This is a genomic window from Bradyrhizobium nanningense, assembly GCF_004114535.1.
Classification (GTDB): Bacteria; Pseudomonadota; Alphaproteobacteria; order Rhizobiales; family Xanthobacteraceae; genus Bradyrhizobium; species Bradyrhizobium nanningense.
Genome location: NZ_LBJC01000024.1, coordinates 391,163 through 407,952, shown reverse-complemented (window position 1 = coordinate 407,952; position 16,790 = coordinate 391,163). Strand labels below are relative to the sequence as shown.

Sequence of the window (16,790 nt, the reverse complement as noted above, 5' to 3'; positions counted from 1 at the left end):
AAGGCCCGGCCATCCACGTCTTTGCTACCGGTTGCGGAAGAACGTGGATGCCCGGGACATAGGCGAGCGAAGCCACGCCGTCCTTAGGACGGCTATGCCCGGGCATGACGGACAGCGGAGAGTAATCGCGAGATGGAAGGTTTGATGAGAGGCAAGCGCGGTCTGATCATGGGCATCGCCAATGATCATTCGATCGCCTGGGGCATGGCGAAGACACTGCATGCCCACGGTGCCGAGCTCGCCTTCACCTTCCAGGGCGAAGCCCTGGGCAAGCGCGTCAAGCCGCTGGCCGAGCAGCTTGGTGTCGATCTGGTGCTGCCTTGCGACGTCGAGGACATCGCCAGCGTCGATGCCACCTTCGCCGTGCTCCGCGAAAAATGGGGCAAGCTCGACTTCGTCATTCACGCCATCGGTTTCGCCGACAAGAACGAGCTGAAGGGTCGCTACGCCGACACCAGCCGCGAGAATTTTTCGCGCACGATGGTGATCTCCTGCTTCTCGTTCACGGAAGTCGCCAAGCGCGCCGCCGAGCTGATGACGGAGGGCGGCAGCATGATTACGCTGACCTTCGGCGCCTCGGAGCGCGCGATGCCGAACTACAACGTGATGGGCGTGGCCAAGGCGGCGCTGGAAGCCTCGGTGCGCTATCTCGCCTCGGATTTCGGACCGCGCGGCATCCGCGTCAACGCGATCTCCGCAGGTCCGATCCGCACGCTCGCGGGCTCCGGCATCGGCGAGGCGCGCGCGATGTTCGCCTTCATGCAAAAGCATTCGCCGCTGCGCCGCGGCGTCACGCTCGACGAGCTCGGCGGCTCGGCGCTGTATCTCTTGTCGGATCTCTCCGGCGGCGTCACCGGCGAGATCCACTATGTCGATTCCGGCTACAACATCGTCCTGATGCCGCGGCCGGACGATTTGAAGTCGGAATAGGCAAGATGGCGTAGGGTGGGCAAAGGCGCGTTCTTCGCGCGCCGTGCCCACCATCTCTCGGCGATCGCGCCGCGACGTTTCCTCCTGCCCCACGATCATGGGGCTGACTCCGCAATAGAATTATGCATGCTTCCCGCGGTGGCGCCGCAGGGTCGTATCTCCTGCGGTTCGGGAGGAGTGGTCGTGCCGACGGTGCATGCGATGGGTCGCGCGAGCGCGCTGGCGTCCGTTGCGGGCGCCATGCTGCTCTGCGGGGCTTCGCATGCCTTGGCACAGTCGGCGATCTGGGACCCGACCCTCTCCAACACAAATTGGTACGTCCCCACGGCGCAGCTGCTGGCCTATGCCGCGCCGAAGACGGGCTTTTCCAGTCCGATCCCGATCGGCGACCAGACGCTGTGGTCGCTCGCGACGGCGACCAACGGCTCGTTCACGGGAACGAGCGTTGCGCAGCTCAAGCTTGGGCCGGCGCTGCTGACCGACACCTCGACCATCCAGGGTTTCGTCACGACCGCGGGCCAGATCACGATGCTGTTCACGCCGACGTCGGGCGGCGCGGTGACGGTCGGCCTCGGCCACATGCGAACCATCAACGGCGTCACCGCGATGGAAATGCAGATGATCACAGGCGACAATCTGCTGGTGACGCACTGGGCCTATATGCTGCCCTACGATCCCGCGACGTTCACGCCGCCGGCCTCGCAGCCCGTTCCCGCCAACTCCGTCCCGCAATGGGCGTGGACCTCGGGCACGCCGTGGCGGATTGCCAGCAACGCGTTGTTCGGCACGTCGGCCCCCGGCCGTTTCGTCATTACGAATTACCAGAACGGATATTTCTGGGGCGCGGGCGTTGCACCGGCCGGCAGCTCTGCCGCCAACTTCACGCTGCTGGGATCTGCCACTCCAGAAGGCAATGTCCTCTTCAACACGCTCTCGAAGGGCACGCTCGCCAGCCTCTATGGCACCGCCAGCGGCGACGCGTCGGGCGCACAGATGCTCGTCAGCACCTACGATCTCTCGGGCAATCCCACTGGCGGGGTCGCCTATCTCTCCCTGGTGCGCCCCTATGCCGAAACGCTTCGGGCGCAGAACAGCCGCGCGGGCTTAGGCGCGGCCGACATGCTCTATCGCCTGTCGGCGACATCGCTCGGCTGGACCGGCAGCATGGCAACCGGCTTCACCGCGCTCGACAATCTCAGCGGTTCCGGTCTGGTCAACGCGGTCAACCAGACCTTGCCGGTTCTCACCGGTGCGGCATCGCAGGCGACCTACGCCACGCAGCGCGTGTTCCAGCAGGCGATGACGGGGCGACTGGACGATGTGATTGGGCTGAACACCGGCGTCACGCCTGAGCGGAATCTTTGGATGAAGCCGCTCGGCGGCAGCATTCGGCAGGACAGCGTCGGCGGCGTACCGGGCTATAACGCGTCCGGCGGGGGCATTGCCGTCGGTGCGGACACGACGATCACCTCGCGCGCGATGCTCGGCGGCGTGTTTGCCTATTCGCATCAAGCCATCACCGGCAGCGACGATGCCGTCCCGAACCGGCTTGCCATCGATTCCTATCAGGCGGGTCTCTACGGGGCCTATGTCCTCGGCCATGGCTTTCAGGTCGACGGTCAGCTCGACGTCGCGCTGAATGACAGCGGCGAGAGCCGCTCGCTCACGTTCATCAACGGCATGGCCGCCGCCGGTTATCGTTCCTACAGCGGTCACGTGGGGGCCGGCGTCCGCAAGCTGATTTCGGCCGAGCCGGGGCTTACCATCGCGCCGTCGGCGCGGCTGGACTATGGGCAGGTTCGCTCACCCGCCTATCAAGAGGGTGGCGCGGGCGGCTTCAGCCTCAACGTGGATTCGCAAACCTATCGCGAACTGACACTGACGGCAGGGCTGAAGAGCGCGTACCAGATCACGAAGCAGGTCTATCTCACTGGCGATGTCGGCGTCGGCTACAACACGTTGAGCCAGGGACTGCAGATCAAGTCGGCGTTTGCCGGCGGCGGCGATAGTTTCGTCACAGGCGGCCTTGCGTTGTCGCCCTGGATCTACTCGACCGCACTGGGCCTCGTCGCGGCCGACGGCAAGGGGTTTGATCTCGGCATCCGCTACGGTGTTGCGGCGACATCTTCCGGACTGCTTCAGCAGTCCGGGCTCGCCGTGCTCAAGATCAAGTTGTAAGCGTGCGGTTTCACCCCGCCGCGATCTTCTCCGCGCGCTGGAACGCCGGCCGCGCCATGCAGCGCGCCAGATAGGCATCGAAGGCGGGGCGCGTCGGCACCATCTTGAACAGGCGCACTGCGAAATTCAGGCCCGAGCCGATGGTGATGTCGGCGGCCGAGAAGTCCTCGCCCAGAATCCACGGTCCCTTGGCGAGCGCATTGTCCAGCACGTCGAATACCTGCGCGGCGCTGCCCCAGGCCGCGGTCGAGGTCGGAATCTCGATCTTGGTGAAGATCTGGATGATGGCGGGCTCGATGCAACCCGGCGAGAAGAACAGCCATTGCAGATACCGTCCACGGCGCGGATCGGTCACCGCCGGCGCCAGCTTGGTCTCGGGATAACGGTCGGCAATGTAGGCGCAGATCGCGGCGGCTTCACCGAGCGCGACGTCGCCGTCGGTCAGCGCCGGCACCTTGCCCATCGGGTTGATCTTCAGATAGTCCGGCGCCTTCTGCGCGCCGGTCGAGATGTCGGTCAGCACGCGCTCATAGGCCAGGCCGCTCTCCTCCATCAGCCAGAGCGTCGTGAACGAGCGCGAGCGGGGCGACCAATAGAGCTTGATCATGGCGAGGGACCTTTCGTGGGCGAGAGGCGAAGAGCAGGCGATTCATGCCGCGTTTGCCGCGCATTCGCAACGTACTACGCCTGGGCGTATGCGGCGTCCGAGAGCCACAACTTGGTCAACAAATCCGGCGGGCGTCTTCAGTCAGCGCGGCTGAGTCTGCGCCGGTCGTTGCAGCAAGGAGGGTAATGTCTTGTCGAGGCTTTTCGTCAACATCGTGCGTACGCCCTCGCGGAGCACAGGATTGCCGACCACGTCCGCAGGCTTTTCCGGAAACATCGCGCGTTCCAACTGCATCGAGGGGCCGCCGAGAAAATTAGCCCGCATGCGCTCGATATAGGTGTCCTCGGTCATCAAGGCAGGCGCCTCCTTGAGCAACTCGAAGGTCCGGCCGTCATAGATCCGGATGAACATCATGGCGAAGAGGTGTACGGGTCCGCCATACGGGTATTGCGAGATGCCGATGCCGTATTCCCGCTGCGTTCCGCCGTGCCGGTGAACGACCAGGTAGCGTTCGCAGCGGAGCCGTGGCGCGAGAAATTGAACGAAGCTCCCGATCGCCGCCGCTTCGCGGTAGGGCCTGAAGAGTGAAGTCTGCTCCTGACGACCTCCCGATCTGAGCTCTTTCGGCGCATACGGGATTCTCCGGACCAAACTGCCGGACGCGGCGGCGCGAACGCGCGAGACGACGAGGTCGTCGAGCGCCCACGCCGCGACCGAAGTCCGCGCATACTTGTCGAGAAACTTCAGGGGACCGAATTTCTCAACCATGAACAGGTCGCCGGCAATCGGAATGACGCCGATCTGGCACGGACCCCCTTCTGCGGGAACACGTGGAGCGACAGCCGGCTTCTTCGCCGCAGGCGGCCTGACCACCTCCGGCTTCGGCGCCGGTTGCACCTGCCCGCCCGTCGGCGACAGCAGCGCATACGATACCAGTACCGCAGCGAGAATGTTCATCGTCGCACCCGAACGCGTCTTACTGCGCGAAGTAGGGCGGCAAGATCTTGTCGAGCCGCTTTGTCAGAAGGTCGCGCGTGGTGTCGTGCAGGGCGGTGTTGTTGGCGGAGTCCGCGGCCGCCTCCGGAAACATGGACTTGTCCACCTTCTGCAAAAGCTCGTTCGACACGAAGTTGTCCGCCATATGCTTCATAACACCTTCGAACGTCACGGCGGGGCCTTTCATGATTTCGAAGGTGTGGCCGTCGACCCATGTCACGCCGATATAGGCGAAGACATAGGCGTAGGAGATGAGACCGACACCCCGGCTGAAGATGCCGACGCCGCTGAGCGACTGATTGGTTCCGTCAAGCTGTCCTTCGCTACGCATGATGACGAGATAGCGCTCGCAACCGGCATTGCCCGCAATCTGTCGGATCAGGTTCGACAACTCTTGGCGCTGATTGCGGAACAGGCCCGATTTGGGGTGATAGTAGGAATCGAGCGCGCCCTTGGCGTAAGCAATGCGTCGGACCGGCGCGTTGCCTGCTGCGGCCCGCGCCCGCGCAAAGACGAGATCGTCGAGACCCCAAGATACCGGGACTTCTGCGTAGTCGTTGCCGAACACGGTCAGACCGATCTTCTGGACGACGAAGACGTCTCCGATCCCCGCAATCACGCCGACGCCACAAGGACCGGTCGTCGCTGGCTCCGCAGACTTGGCTGCCGCCTTTGGTTTCGCGGTCGCTTTCTTGGCTGTCGGCTTTGCCTGTGGCGCGGACTGAGCGGCGGGCCCGGTGGTTGCAGGCGGGGATTGTGCTGCTGCCGGAGCCAGAAAGATCAGCAGAACGAGCACTGAGGCAGCAGATCGAAACATGGATTCCAGAGGGGATCAGAAGCAGGAGGTCATCGCACGCACCACACTAAGGGGGGGTCGTGACAACCGCAAGCTGCCCCCCGAGATCGTCGCCTATCCGTTGGATCGCTGCCGCTTCCACCGATAATATTTCATCATGAATCCGTTCGACGGCTCGATCTCTTCCTTCTCGAACACAAAACCCTCGCGCTCGTACCAGCGCCAGGCCTTTTCGTTCTCGCGGACGCAACGCAGGTACATCTCATCCCGCATCTGCGTGCGAGTGAAGGCAAGCAATTGCCGGCCGAGCGATCGGCCCTGATAGGCCGGCGCGACGAACAGCATGTCGAGATAATGCTTTGGCAGATGCAGCGCCAGCATGGCGGCGATGGTGCCGCGATCATCGGCGACGAACAGGCTCCAGCCGTCCTCGATCTCGCGCCGGATGCGCGCGCGCAGGTTTGCCAGCAGGAAGTCGCTGGCCTCGCCGAGGCCGGTCGAGACCCAGCTCTCCATCCAGACTCGGCCGACCTCATCGTATTCGTCTGCGCGGGCGGGACGGATGACCGGATGCGACATCTGGCGCTCAGGTCCGGTGAATGCGCGCGGCCGGACCCGCCCGCACCTTGCCAGCCGACAGGCACACCACTTCGGAGATCTGCAGCAGCTGCCGGGCCAGCGGGCTGGTCTTGCGCCAGACCATGCCGATGGTGCGCGACGGCTCGGGGTCGCGGAAGCGCGTCAGCGAGACAGAGGCCGAGCGCGTCTCCACCGGCACCGCCATCTCCGGGATCAAGGTCACGCCGATGCCGGCGCTCACCATCTGTACCAGCGTCGACAGCGAATTGGCATCGAGCATCTCGCGCGGCGGCGCCGACTGCATGTTGCAGAACGACAGCGCCTGATCGCGGAAGCAGTGGCCCTCTTCGAGCAGCAACAGCCGCATCTCGCGCATCCTCTCGCGCGAGGGGGCCGGCGTCCCCTCGTCGGAGCTTGGCCGGACCAGGAGAAATTTTTCCTCGAACAAGGCGACTTCGGTGAGCGAGGGCTCCGACACCGGCAACGCGACGATGGCGGTGTCGAGCCGCCCCTCCACCAGCTCCTGGATCAGCCGCGGCGTCATGGTCTCGCGCACGCGGATGTCGAGCTCTGGATGTAGGCGCGTGAGATTCTTGGTGATCGTGGGCAGGAGATATGGCGCGATGGTCGGGATCATGCCGATGCGTAAGCGGCCCGCGAAGCGATCCTGCGAGGCGCGGGCGAAATCGCCGAGCTCATCGACCGAGCGCAAAATGTCGCGGACGCGTTGCGCGAGCTCCTCGCCGAACCGGGTCAGCGCCACCTGGCGCGCACTGCGCTCCAGCAGCAGGCCGCCCAGCGCCTCCTCCAACTCCTTGATCTGCATCGACAAGGCCGGTTGCGAGATGGAGCAAGACTCGGCCGCACGGCCGAAATGACCGTGGCGCGCCAGCGCATCAAAGTACCGGAGTTGACGCAGCGTCACGTTGATCATCAGAAAAACCTATCGCAGCGATCATTAAAGTCAACTTCCCCTGATCGATTGCGACGCTTAGAGTGGTTCTACCTGGTCCAAGGCGCCGTCGGACGCCACCAGAGGAGGTAATCATGGACGACACTTCGAAGTGCCCGTTTTCGGGCGGAAAACCCACGCGCGTGAACCGCGACTGGTGGCCGACGCAGCTCAATATCGAGGTGCTGCACAAGAATTCCAGCCTGTCCGATCCGATGGGCAAGGAGTTCGACTACGCCAAGGAATTCAAGTCGCTCGATCTGAACGCGGTCATCAAGGACCTGACCGCTCTGATGACCGACTCACAGGAATGGTGGCCCGCCGACTTCGGTCATTATGGTGGCCTCATGATCCGCATGGCCTGGCACAGCGCGGGCACCTATCGCATCACCGATGGCCGCGGTGGCGCCGGCGCCGGACAACAGCGCTTCGCGCCGCTCAACAGCTGGCCTGACAACGCCAACCTCGACAAGGCGCGCCGTCTGCTCTGGCCGATCAAGCAGAAATATGGCCGCAAGCTCTCCTGGGCCGACCTGATGGTGCTCGCCGGCAACGTCGCGCTGGAATCGATGGGCTTCAAGACCTTTGGTTTCGCCGGCGGCCGCGCCGACGTGTGGGAGCCGGAAGAGCTGTATTGGGGTCCCGAGGGCACCTGGCTTGGCGATGAGCGCTACAGCGGCGAACGCCAGCTCGCCGAGCCGCTCGGCGCGGTGCAGATGGGCCTCATCTACGTCAATCCGGAAGGCCCCAACGGCAAGCCGGATCCGGTCGCCGCGGCCAAGGACATCCGCGAGACCTTCGCGCGCATGGCGATGAACGACGAGGAAACCGTCGCGCTGATCGCCGGCGGCCACAGCTTCGGCAAGACCCATGGCGCGGGCGATCCCTCGCTGGTCGGACCGGAGCCGGAAGCAGGCGCGCTCGAGGATCAGGGCCTCGGCTGGAAGAGCAAGCACGCGTCGGGTCATTCGGGTGATGCCATCACCAGCGGTCTCGAGGTGACATGGACGACGACGCCGACGAAGTGGAGCAACAACTTCTTCGAGAACCTGTTCAATTTCGAATGGGAGCTGACCAAGAGCCCGGGCGGTGCGCACCAGTGGACCGCCAAGGGCGCCGACGCGATCATCCCCGACGCCTTCGACAAGTCGAAGAAGCATCGGCCGACGATGCTGACGACCGACCTCTCGCTGCGCTTCGACCCGGCCTACGAGAAGATCTCGCGGCGCTTCCTTCAGAACCCGGCTCAGTTCGCGGACGCTTTCGCCCGCGCCTGGTTCAAGCTCACCCATCGCGACATGGGTCCGATCCAGCGCTATCTCGGCCCGCTGGTGCCGAAGGAGACGCTGATCTGGCAGGACCCGATTCCGGCGGTGAACCACGAGTTGGTCAGCGAGCAGGACGTCGCCGCGCTGAAGAGCAAGATCCTGGCATCGGGCCTGTCGGTGCCCGAGCTGGTCTCGACTGCCTGGGCGTCGGCCTCGACGTTCCGCGGCTCGGACAAGCGTGGCGGCGCGAACGGCGCGCGCATTCGCCTGGCCCCGCAGAAGGACTGGGAGGTCAACCAGCCGGCTCAGCTCTCGAAGGTGCTCGGCAAGCTGGAAACGATCCAGAAGGACTTCAACGCCTCGTCAGGCGCGAAGAAGGTCTCGCTCGCTGACCTCATCGTCCTTGGCGGCACCGCTGCGGTCGAGAAAGCCGCGAAGGATGCCGGCGTGGACGTGAAGGTCGGCTTCACGCCGGGCCGCATGGATGCCTCGCAGGAGCAGACCGACGCGGAATCCTTTGCACCGCTCGAGCCGCGGGCCGACGGCTTCCGCAACTATGTCGGTAAGAAGCATCAGTTCCTGCAGCAGGAAGAAGCCCTCGTCGATCGTGCCCAGTTGCTCAGACTGACCGGTCCTGAGATGACGGTCCTGGTCGGCGGTCTGCGCGTGCTCGGCGCCAATGCGAACGGTTCGAAGCACGGCGTCCTCACGTCGAAGGTGGGTACGCTCAGCAACGACTTCTTCGTCAACCTGCTCGACATGAGCGCGCAGTGGACGCCGGCCGCCGACGGCAGCTACGAGGCCCGCGACCGCAAGACCAATGCGGTGAAGTGGACCGGCACGCGCGTCGATCTCATCTTCGGCGCGCACTCGCAGCTCCGCGCCTTCGCCGAGGTCTATGCGACCTCAGATGCGAAGGAGAAGTTCGTGCAGGACTTCGCCAAGGCCTGGACCAAGGTGATGAACCTCGACCGCTACGACGTCGCGACATGAGGCACTTCACCTCCCCCGCTTGCTTGCGGGAGAGGTCGCGCCGAAGGCGCGGGTGAGGGCAGTCTCCGCGTCGGGAGTCTCGCTGAGGAAACACCCTCTCCCCGACCCTCGCCCGCAAGCAGGAGAGGGGGCGCAGATCGCCCGGAGCGAACACAAACAAAAAGGGCGGCCTTTCGGCCGCCCTTTCTATTTCTGACACAGTGAAGCGACTACTCGCCGGCGGCTTCGCGCGGGGCCTTCTCGCCCTCGCCGCCCTTGCCTTCGAGGTCCTCGCCGGTGGTCTGATCAACCACCTTCATCGACAGGCGGGTCTTGCCGCGATCGTCGAAGCCGAGCAGCTTGACCTTGACCTTGTCGCCTTCCTTGACGACGTCGGAAGTCTTCTGCACGCGGTTGGCCGCGAGCTGGCTGATGTGAACGAGGCCGTCCTTGGAGCCGAAGAAGTTCACGAAGGCGCCGAACTCCATCACCTTGACGACGGTGCCGTCATAGATCTGGCCGACTTCAGGATCGGACGCGATCGACTTGATCCACTTGATCGCAGCCTTCATCGCTTCGCCGTCGCTGGAGGCGACCTTCACGGTGCCGTCGTCCTCGATGTTGACCTTGGCGCCGGTCTTCTCGACGATCTCGCGGATCACCTTGCCACCGGTGCCGATCACTTCGCGGATCTTGTCGGTGGCGATCTTGAAGGTCTCGATGCGCGGCGCGTATTCGCCGAGCTCGGCGCGGGCGTTGGTGAGCGCCTTCGCCATCTCGCCGAGGATGTGAATACGACCTTCCTTGGCCTGGCCGAGCGCCACCTTCATGATCTCTTCGGTGATGCCCTCGATCTTGATGTCCATCTGGAGCGAGGTGATGCCCGCTTCCGTGCCGGCGACCTTGAAGTCCATGTCACCGAGATGGTCTTCGTCGCCGAGGATGTCCGAGAGAACCGCGAAGCGCTTGTCTTCGAGGATCAGGCCCATCGCGATGCCCGCGGTCGGCCGCTTCAACGGCACGCCGGCGTCCATCAGCGCGAGCGAAGCGCCGCAGACCGAAGCCATCGACGAGGAGCCGTTGGATTCGGTGATCTCCGAGACCACGCGGATCGTGTAGGGGAACTCGTGATGCGGCGGCAGCACCGGATGGATCGCGCGCCAGGCCAGCTTGCCGTGGCCGATCTCGCGGCGCTTGGTGCCGCCGAGGCGGCCGGTCTCACCGACCGAGTAGGGAGGGAAGTTGTAGTGCAGCAGGAACGTCTCTTTGTACGTTCCCGACAGCGCGTCGATGTACTGCTCGTCTTCGCCGGTGCCGAGCGTGGTGACGACCAGGCCCTGGGTCTCGCCGCGGGTGAACAGCGCCGAGCCGTGGGCGCGCGGCAGCACGCCGACTTCGGCGACGATGTTGCGCACGGTCTTGCTGTCGCGACCGTCGATGCGCTTGCCGGTGTCGAGGATGTTCCAGCGAACGATCTTGGCTTCGAGCTCCTTGAACACGGCGCCGATGCGCAGCTTGTCGTATTTCGGTTCCTGCCCTTCGGGGAAGTAGTGGGCGATCACCTTTTCCTTGACCTTGCCGACCGCGGCGTAGCGGTCCTGCTTGACCGGAATGGCGTAAGCGGCGCGCAGCTCCTGCTCGACGAGGCCGAGCATCTCCTTCTCGAGCGCGGCATTGTCGATCACGGTGACTTCGCGCGGCTCCTTGGCGGCCTTCTCGGCGAGCTCGATGATGGCGTTGATCACCGGCTGGAAGTGGCGATGACCGAACATCACCGCGCCGAGCATGATGTCTTCGTTCAGCTCCTTGGCTTCCGATTCCACCATCAGCACGGCGTCGGCGGTGCCGGCGACGACCAGGTCGAGCTGGGTGTCGACCATCTCGTCAAGCGTCGGATTGAGGATGAACTCGTCATTGGCGAAGCCGACGCGGGCCGCGCCGATCGGTCCCTTGAACGGAGCGCCGGACAGGGTCAGCGCCGCGGACGAGGCCACCAGCGCGACGATATCAGGGTCGTTCTCCATGTCGTGCGAGAGCACGGTGACGATCACCTGGGTCTCGTTGCGCCAGCCGTCGACGAACAGCGGGCGGATCGGACGGTCGATCAGGCGGGAGACCAGCGTTTCCTTCTCGGTCGGACGGCCCTCGCGCTTGAAATAGCCGCCGGGAATGCGGCCAGCAGCGTAGGTCTTCTCCTGATAGTCGACGGTCAGGGGCAGGAAGTCGACGCCTTCGCGCGGCGCCTTCGCCGCGACGACGGTGGCAAGCACCACGGTCTCGCCATAGGTGGCGACGACGGCGCCGTCGGCCTGGCGGGCGATCTTGCCGGTTTCGAGCTTGAGAGGGCGTCCGCCCCAGTCGATCTCGACTGAATGCTTATTGAACATAGAGGTCTTCTTTCATGGGTTCTCGAAAGAGGGGCGACCCCGAAAAACAAAAACCATGCGCAAGATTGCGGGACGCTGATCGGAGCGGATGATCAGCGTCCTGCGATCCTGCCATGGTTTTTGGATTTCGGATGGCGTCCATCCTTTCGGGTCATACGGGCGCCTTGCCCGTTGTGCCCAGCCGCCGGATTGCTGCTGGACTGTCAGTCGGCACGAATGCGAACACCGAACCTTCGGTCTTCGCCCATCATGCCCCGGATGCTGGCCGTCAACGGCCCGCATCCGACGTGCGCGCAACCTCGATCAAAAAGCTTTAAATAAGTGCTTTCGTTCGAAACCGCGTGCGAAAACGCGCGCCGGTGGCGCGCGCAGGGACTCTTAACGACGAATATTGTGCTTCTCGAGCAGCGCCTTGTACCGCGCCTCGTCCTTCTTCTTGAGGTAGTCGAGGAGCGAGCGGCGGGTCGAGACCAGCTTCAGGAGGCCGCGACGCGAATGGTTGTCCTTCACGTGGGTCTTGAAATGGCTGGTGAGGTTGTTGATGCGTTCCGACAGGATTGCGACCTGAACCTCGGGCGAGCCGGTATCGCCGGCTTTGGTGGCATTCGTCTTGATGACTTCCGCTTTGCGTTCTGCGGCAATCGACATCGTCAATTTCTCTCGTTGCGACCGGGGCTGGCAGTCAGGCCGGTCAGGTTGAACACACGCTTGGGGATGATTTCGCCATTGCCGACTTCAGCAAGCGCGAGAAGCCGGCCTGCCACCGTGACATAGACTGTGCCGCTACAAGTGGGCGCATCCCGTCCGCGCAACAAAACGGCCTGGCCCCGATGGAGCCTTGCCGCATCAGCCCGAGTGACGGCCAGTGCCGGGATGTCGTCCAGCGCGGTCTCAACGGGCAAAAGCGCGTCGGCGAGGCTGCCCTCGCCGGACGCGGCTCTATCGCACAAAGCCTCCAACTGATCCAGCGGAATCATGTCGTTTTCGCCAAATGGGCCGACCAGGGTCCGCCTGAGCGCGCAAATATGGCCGAAAGTGCCGAGAATCCGGCCCATATCGCGGGCCAGCGCGCGGACATAGGTGCCCTTGCCGCACTCGGCCTCGAATACGGCGTGGTCGTTATCCGGTTGATCCACAAGGGTTAAATGATGGATCTCGACCGGGCGGGGGGCCAGCTCCACCACCTCGCCGTCGCGAGCGAGGTCGTAGGCGCGCTCGCCCTGGACCTTGATCGCGGAATAGCGCGGCGGGATCTGCTCGATCACCCCGGTGAAGCGGGGCAACAGGGCCAGGATGGCCTCCCGGGTCGGACGCTGGTCGGAGGTCGCGGTCGCCCGGCCCTCGATGTCGTCGGTGTCGCGCTCCTCGCCCCAGCACACCGTGAACTGGTAGCGCTTGCGGCCGTCCATGACGAAGGGAACGGTCTTGGTGGCCTCCCCGAGCGCGATCGGCAGCCCGCCCGAGGCGAGCGGATCGAGCGTGCCGGCGTGTCCGGCGCGCTTGGCGTTGAACAGGCGCTTGAGCACCGCAACCGCCTGCGTCGAGGTCATCCCGATCGGCTTGTCGAGCACGACCCAGCCGTGGACGTCGCGCCGGTCGCGGCGAACCTGGTTGCCCTTCTGCTGCCTGGCGCGCGGATCGTTGTTGACGCGGCGCGGCTCGTGATGCGGCTCAGAATTGCCGCCCATGTCCGGAAAATTATTTTTCTGCACGTCGCGCTGATCGGCCTGTTCGCCGCTGATCGTGTCGTGAGCCGGGTCCATCGTCATCGTTCTTCTTCCCGATCCGTCTCCGGATCCTGTTCCAGATCCTTCTGCACCGCAGGTGTTCGCAAAAGCTTCTCGATTCGTTCCGCTTCGTCGAATCGTTCGTCGACGCGGAAGCGAAGGTCGGGTGCAAATTTCAGGTTAACGCGCCGCGCGACTTCGCCGCGCAGGAACTTCTTGTTGCGTTCGAGCGCAGCGATGACGATCTCGGTGTCGCGGCCACCGAGCGGCATCACATAGACTGTCGCGAGCTTCAGGTCGGGCGACATCCGCACCTCCGGCACGGTGATGATGTGACCTTCGAGGTCCGCATCGTGCACATTGCCTTGCGCCAGAATATCGGCCATCGCGTGGCGAACCTGCTCGCCGACGCGCAACTGACGTTGCGAGCCTCCGCCGGGTGCGGAACTCTTCTTCTGATGATGGCGTGGCATTCTCGAAAATCACCTCGTCATGCCCGTGTTTGGGACACGGGCATTGTCATTTGTCCTGTTGAAACGAAGAGGGGTGGATGGTCGGAAAAAATCCGGCCATCGCACTCCCGCAATTTCAGTTCAAAAAGATCCGGGCGCTTCGGTAAGATTTGGACTTACAGGGAGCGCTGGATCGTCTCCACGCGGTAACACTCGATCACGTCACCGGCGCGCATGTCGTGGTAGTTCTCGAAGGCCATGCCGCATTCCTGACCGGACTGGACTTCCTTCACTTCGTCCTTGAAGCGCTTCAGCGTCGACAGCTTGCCCTCGTGCACGACGACGTTGTCGCGGATCAGGCGCACATTGGCTCCGCGTTCCACGGTACCGTCGGTGACGCGGCAGCCGGCGACCTTGCCGACCTTGGAGATGTTGAAGATCTCCAGGATCGCTGCATTGCCGAGCATGGTTTCGCGCAAGGTCGGCGCGAGCAAGCCGCTCATCGCCTTCTTCACGTCGTCCACGAGGTCGTAGATGATGTTGTAGTACCGGATCTCGATGCCGTTGCGCTTGGCGGCCGCAGCGGCTTCCTTGTTGGCTCGAACCGAGAAGCCGATGATCGCGGCGTTGAAACCTTCGGCCAGCGTCACGTCGGATTCCGAGATGCCGCCGACGCCGGCATGCAGGATGCGGGCTGCGACTTCGTCGGTGCCGAGCTTCTCCAGCGAGCCGAGGATCGCTTCCAGCGAGCCCTGCACGTCGGCCTTGATGATCAGCGGGAATTCCTTGCGGCCCGCGGTCTTCAATTGCGACATCATCTGCTCGAGCGAGCCGCGCATGCCGGAGATCGAGGCAGCCGCGTTCTCGCGCTTCTGGTGCGCGCGGTAGCTGGTGACCTGGCGGGCGCGGGCTTCGTTCTCGACCACGGCGAGACGATCGCCGGCTTCCGGCGGACCGTTGAAGCCGAGCACTTCGACCGGCACCGACGGACCTGCTTCCTGCACGGTCTCGCCCTGATCGGAGATCAGCGCGCGGACGCGGCCCATTTCGGCGCCGGCGACGATGATGTCGCCGACCCGGAGCGTGCCGCGCTGGACCAGCACGGTCGCGACCGGGCCGCGGCCGCGGTCGAGCTTGGCCTCGATCACGGTACCCTCGGCCGGCCGTTCCGAATTGGTCTTGAGGTCGAGGATGTCGGCCTGGAGCGCGATCATCTCGAGCAGCTTGTCGAGATTGGTCTTGTTCTTGGCGGACACCTCGACGTCGACGACGTCGCCGCCGAACGATTCGACCTGCACCTCGTGCTGGAGCAGTTCGGTGCGTACGCGCTCGGGCTTGGCGTCGGGCTTGTCGATCTTGTTGATGGCAACGATGATCGGCACCCGCGCCGCCTTGGCGTGGTTGATGGCCTCGACCGTCTGCGGCATCACGCCGTCGTCGGCCGCGACCACCAGCACGACGATGTCGGTGACCTTGGCGCCGCGGGCGCGCATCGCGGTGAACGCGGCGTGGCCGGGCGTGTCGATGAAGGTGATCTTCTTGCCGCTTTCGGGCGAGACGACCTGATAGGCGCCGATATGCTGGGTGATGCCGCCGGCCTCGCCGGAGACCACGTTGGCGTGACGGAGCGCATCAAGCAGCGAGGTCTTGCCGTGGTCGACGTGACCCATCACGGTCACCACGGGCGAGCGGGTCTCGGTGTCGGTGGAATCGTCGACCTGGTCGAACAGGCCCTCCTCAACGTCGGAGGCGGCAACGCGCTTGACGGTGTGGCCCAGTTCTTCCGCGATCAGCTGCGCGGTGTCGGCGTCGATCACGTCGGTGATCTTGTGCATCGCGCCCTGCTTCATCAGCATGCGGATGACGTCGACGGCGCGCTCGGCCATGCGGTTGGCGAGTTCCTGGATGGTGATCGCTTCCGGGATGACGACCTCGCGGATCAGCTTTTCCTTGGGCTCGTTCGAGGCGTGGCCCTTCAGACGCTGGGTGCGGCGGCGGAACGAGGCGATCGAGCGCTCGCGCACCTCGTCGGCATTGAGCGCGGTGACGACCGTCAGGCGGCCGCGCTCTTTCTGCGGGCCGGGCTTGTGGGTGGTCTTGGGGGCCGCCACAGGACGCGCGGCGCCGCCGGGACCGCGACGGATCTGGCGCGGACCATCGTCCTCGTCCGGTCCGGCCGCGACCGCGGGCGTGCGACCCAAAGGTCCGCCGGCCGGCCGCTGCGTGCTGGTTCCGGGGCGCGCCGTCGTCGTTCCCGGGCGTGCCGTGGTCGTGGTGCCGGGGCGCGCTGCGGGCGCGCCGGAACGCGGCGCAGGAGCGGCCGGGGCCGCGGTTGCGGGGCGCGGAGCGGATTGCGGTTGCTCGCCTTCGCCAAAGCGCTTCTTGGCTTCGGTCTCGGCCTTGCGCTTGGCCTCGTCCTCGTGGCGGTGGCGCTCTTCCTCGGCCTTGCGGCGGGATTCGGCGGCCTCGCGCTCGGCGCGTTCGGCGGCCTCGCGGACCGCGCGGCGCTGGGCCTCTTCCTCGGCCTGGCGGCGCTCTTCGACTTCGCGCACCTTGGCATCGGCCAGCGCGCTGGCGCGGGCGGAGCGTTCGTCCTCGGTCAGCGTGCGCAGCACCACGCCGGATCCGGAGTTGCGCGGCGGCGCGGGCCGTGACGGGGCGGGCGTGGGCGCGGCCGGTGCGGGCTTCGCCACCTCGGCAGCCTGCGGCTCAGGGGTGCCGTCGATGCGGCGCTTGCCGCGCTTCTCGACCACGACCTGCTTGCTGCGGCCATGGCTGAAGCTCTGGCGCACAGTGCCCGTTTCGACGCGCGGCTTGAGCGATAGCGTCTTGCTCGGAACGCTCAGCTTCTTGTCGCCAGGGGTCTTGGTATCAACCATTCAGCAGTCCTAATCCTGATTTATCAGTGTTGTGCGTTGCCGCACCGTCCAATTGGGTCGTCGTTGT

The 16,790-nt window shown here is 64.8% G+C and carries 13 protein-coding genes; 3 read left to right on the top strand and 10 right to left on the bottom strand.

The annotated features are described in order from the left end of the window. The first annotated feature begins 132 nt into the window (after window positions 1-132). Both fabI and XH84_RS19425 read left to right on the top strand, forming a co-directional pair. On the top strand, window positions 133-930 hold the full coding sequence (gene fabI, locus XH84_RS19430; RefSeq protein ID WP_128921214.1) for an enoyl-ACP reductase FabI: 798 nt from the start codon (window positions 133-135) through the stop codon (window positions 928-930). A 183-nt stretch (window positions 931-1,113) separates the two neighbouring features. After that, the gene (locus XH84_RS19425; protein ID WP_430641917.1) at window positions 1,114-3,108 is read left to right on the top strand and encodes an autotransporter family protein; all 1,995 of its coding nucleotides are present in this window, start codon (window positions 1,114-1,116) and stop codon (window positions 3,106-3,108) included. Between the two features lie 10 nt (window positions 3,109-3,118). On the opposite strand, the gene XH84_RS19420 is transcribed toward XH84_RS19425, so the two are convergent. The 5 genes from XH84_RS19420 to XH84_RS19400 form a co-directional block, all read right to left on the bottom strand. Continuing rightward, window positions 3,119-3,715, bottom strand: a complete 597-nt coding sequence (locus XH84_RS19420; protein WP_128921215.1) for a glutathione S-transferase family protein — start codon at window positions 3,713-3,715, stop codon at window positions 3,119-3,121. Window positions 3,716-3,856: 141 nt separating this feature from the next. Further along, the gene (locus XH84_RS19415) at window positions 3,857-4,672 is read right to left on the bottom strand and encodes a hypothetical protein (protein ID WP_128921216.1); all 816 of its coding nucleotides are present in this window, start codon (window positions 4,670-4,672) and stop codon (window positions 3,857-3,859) included. A 19-nt stretch (window positions 4,673-4,691) separates the two neighbouring features. Continuing rightward, window positions 4,692-5,330 (bottom strand): hypothetical protein, encoded by a 639-nt coding sequence (locus tag XH84_RS19410; RefSeq protein WP_245471769.1) that lies wholly within the window; start codon window positions 5,328-5,330, stop codon window positions 4,692-4,694. A gap of 291 nt (window positions 5,331-5,621) precedes the next feature. Continuing rightward, on the bottom strand, window positions 5,622-6,086 hold the full coding sequence (locus XH84_RS19405; RefSeq protein ID WP_128921218.1) for a GNAT family N-acetyltransferase: 465 nt from the start codon (window positions 6,084-6,086) through the stop codon (window positions 5,622-5,624). A 7-nt stretch (window positions 6,087-6,093) separates the two neighbouring features. Then, window positions 6,094-7,020, bottom strand: a complete 927-nt coding sequence (locus XH84_RS19400) for a hydrogen peroxide-inducible genes activator (protein WP_128921219.1) — start codon at window positions 7,018-7,020, stop codon at window positions 6,094-6,096. A 113-nt stretch (window positions 7,021-7,133) separates the two neighbouring features. On the opposite strand from XH84_RS19400, the gene katG reads away from it, so the two are divergent. Then, window positions 7,134-9,299, top strand: a complete 2,166-nt coding sequence (gene katG / locus XH84_RS19395; RefSeq protein ID WP_128921220.1) for a catalase/peroxidase HPI — start codon at window positions 7,134-7,136, stop codon at window positions 9,297-9,299. Window positions 9,300-9,508: 209 nt separating this feature from the next. Here the strand turns inward: katG and pnp are convergent, their stop codons facing one another. The 5 genes from pnp to infB form a co-directional block, all read right to left on the bottom strand. Then, window positions 9,509-11,665, bottom strand: coding sequence for a polyribonucleotide nucleotidyltransferase (pnp, locus tag XH84_RS19390; protein ID WP_128921221.1), 2,157 nt, complete (start codon window positions 11,663-11,665; stop codon window positions 9,509-9,511). Between the two features lie 378 nt (window positions 11,666-12,043). Beyond that, window positions 12,044-12,313: a 30S ribosomal protein S15 gene (rpsO, locus tag XH84_RS19380; protein WP_028133641.1), complete on the bottom strand. Its 270-nt coding sequence runs from the start codon at window positions 12,311-12,313 to the stop codon at window positions 12,044-12,046. A gap of 2 nt (window positions 12,314-12,315) precedes the next feature. Next, the gene (gene truB / locus XH84_RS19375) at window positions 12,316-13,434 is read right to left on the bottom strand and encodes a tRNA pseudouridine(55) synthase TruB (protein ID WP_164936483.1); all 1,119 of its coding nucleotides are present in this window, start codon (window positions 13,432-13,434) and stop codon (window positions 12,316-12,318) included. Then, a complete protein-coding gene (gene rbfA, locus XH84_RS19370; RefSeq protein ID WP_128921223.1) occupies window positions 13,431-13,865 on the bottom strand; it encodes a 30S ribosome-binding factor RbfA in 435 nt (144 codons plus the stop codon). The genes truB and rbfA overlap by 4 nt, the downstream gene beginning before the upstream one ends. A gap of 155 nt (window positions 13,866-14,020) precedes the next feature. After that, window positions 14,021-16,723 (bottom strand): translation initiation factor IF-2, encoded by a 2,703-nt coding sequence (gene infB / locus XH84_RS19365; protein ID WP_128948496.1) that lies wholly within the window; start codon window positions 16,721-16,723, stop codon window positions 14,021-14,023. Window positions 16,724-16,790 lie beyond the last annotated feature (67 nt).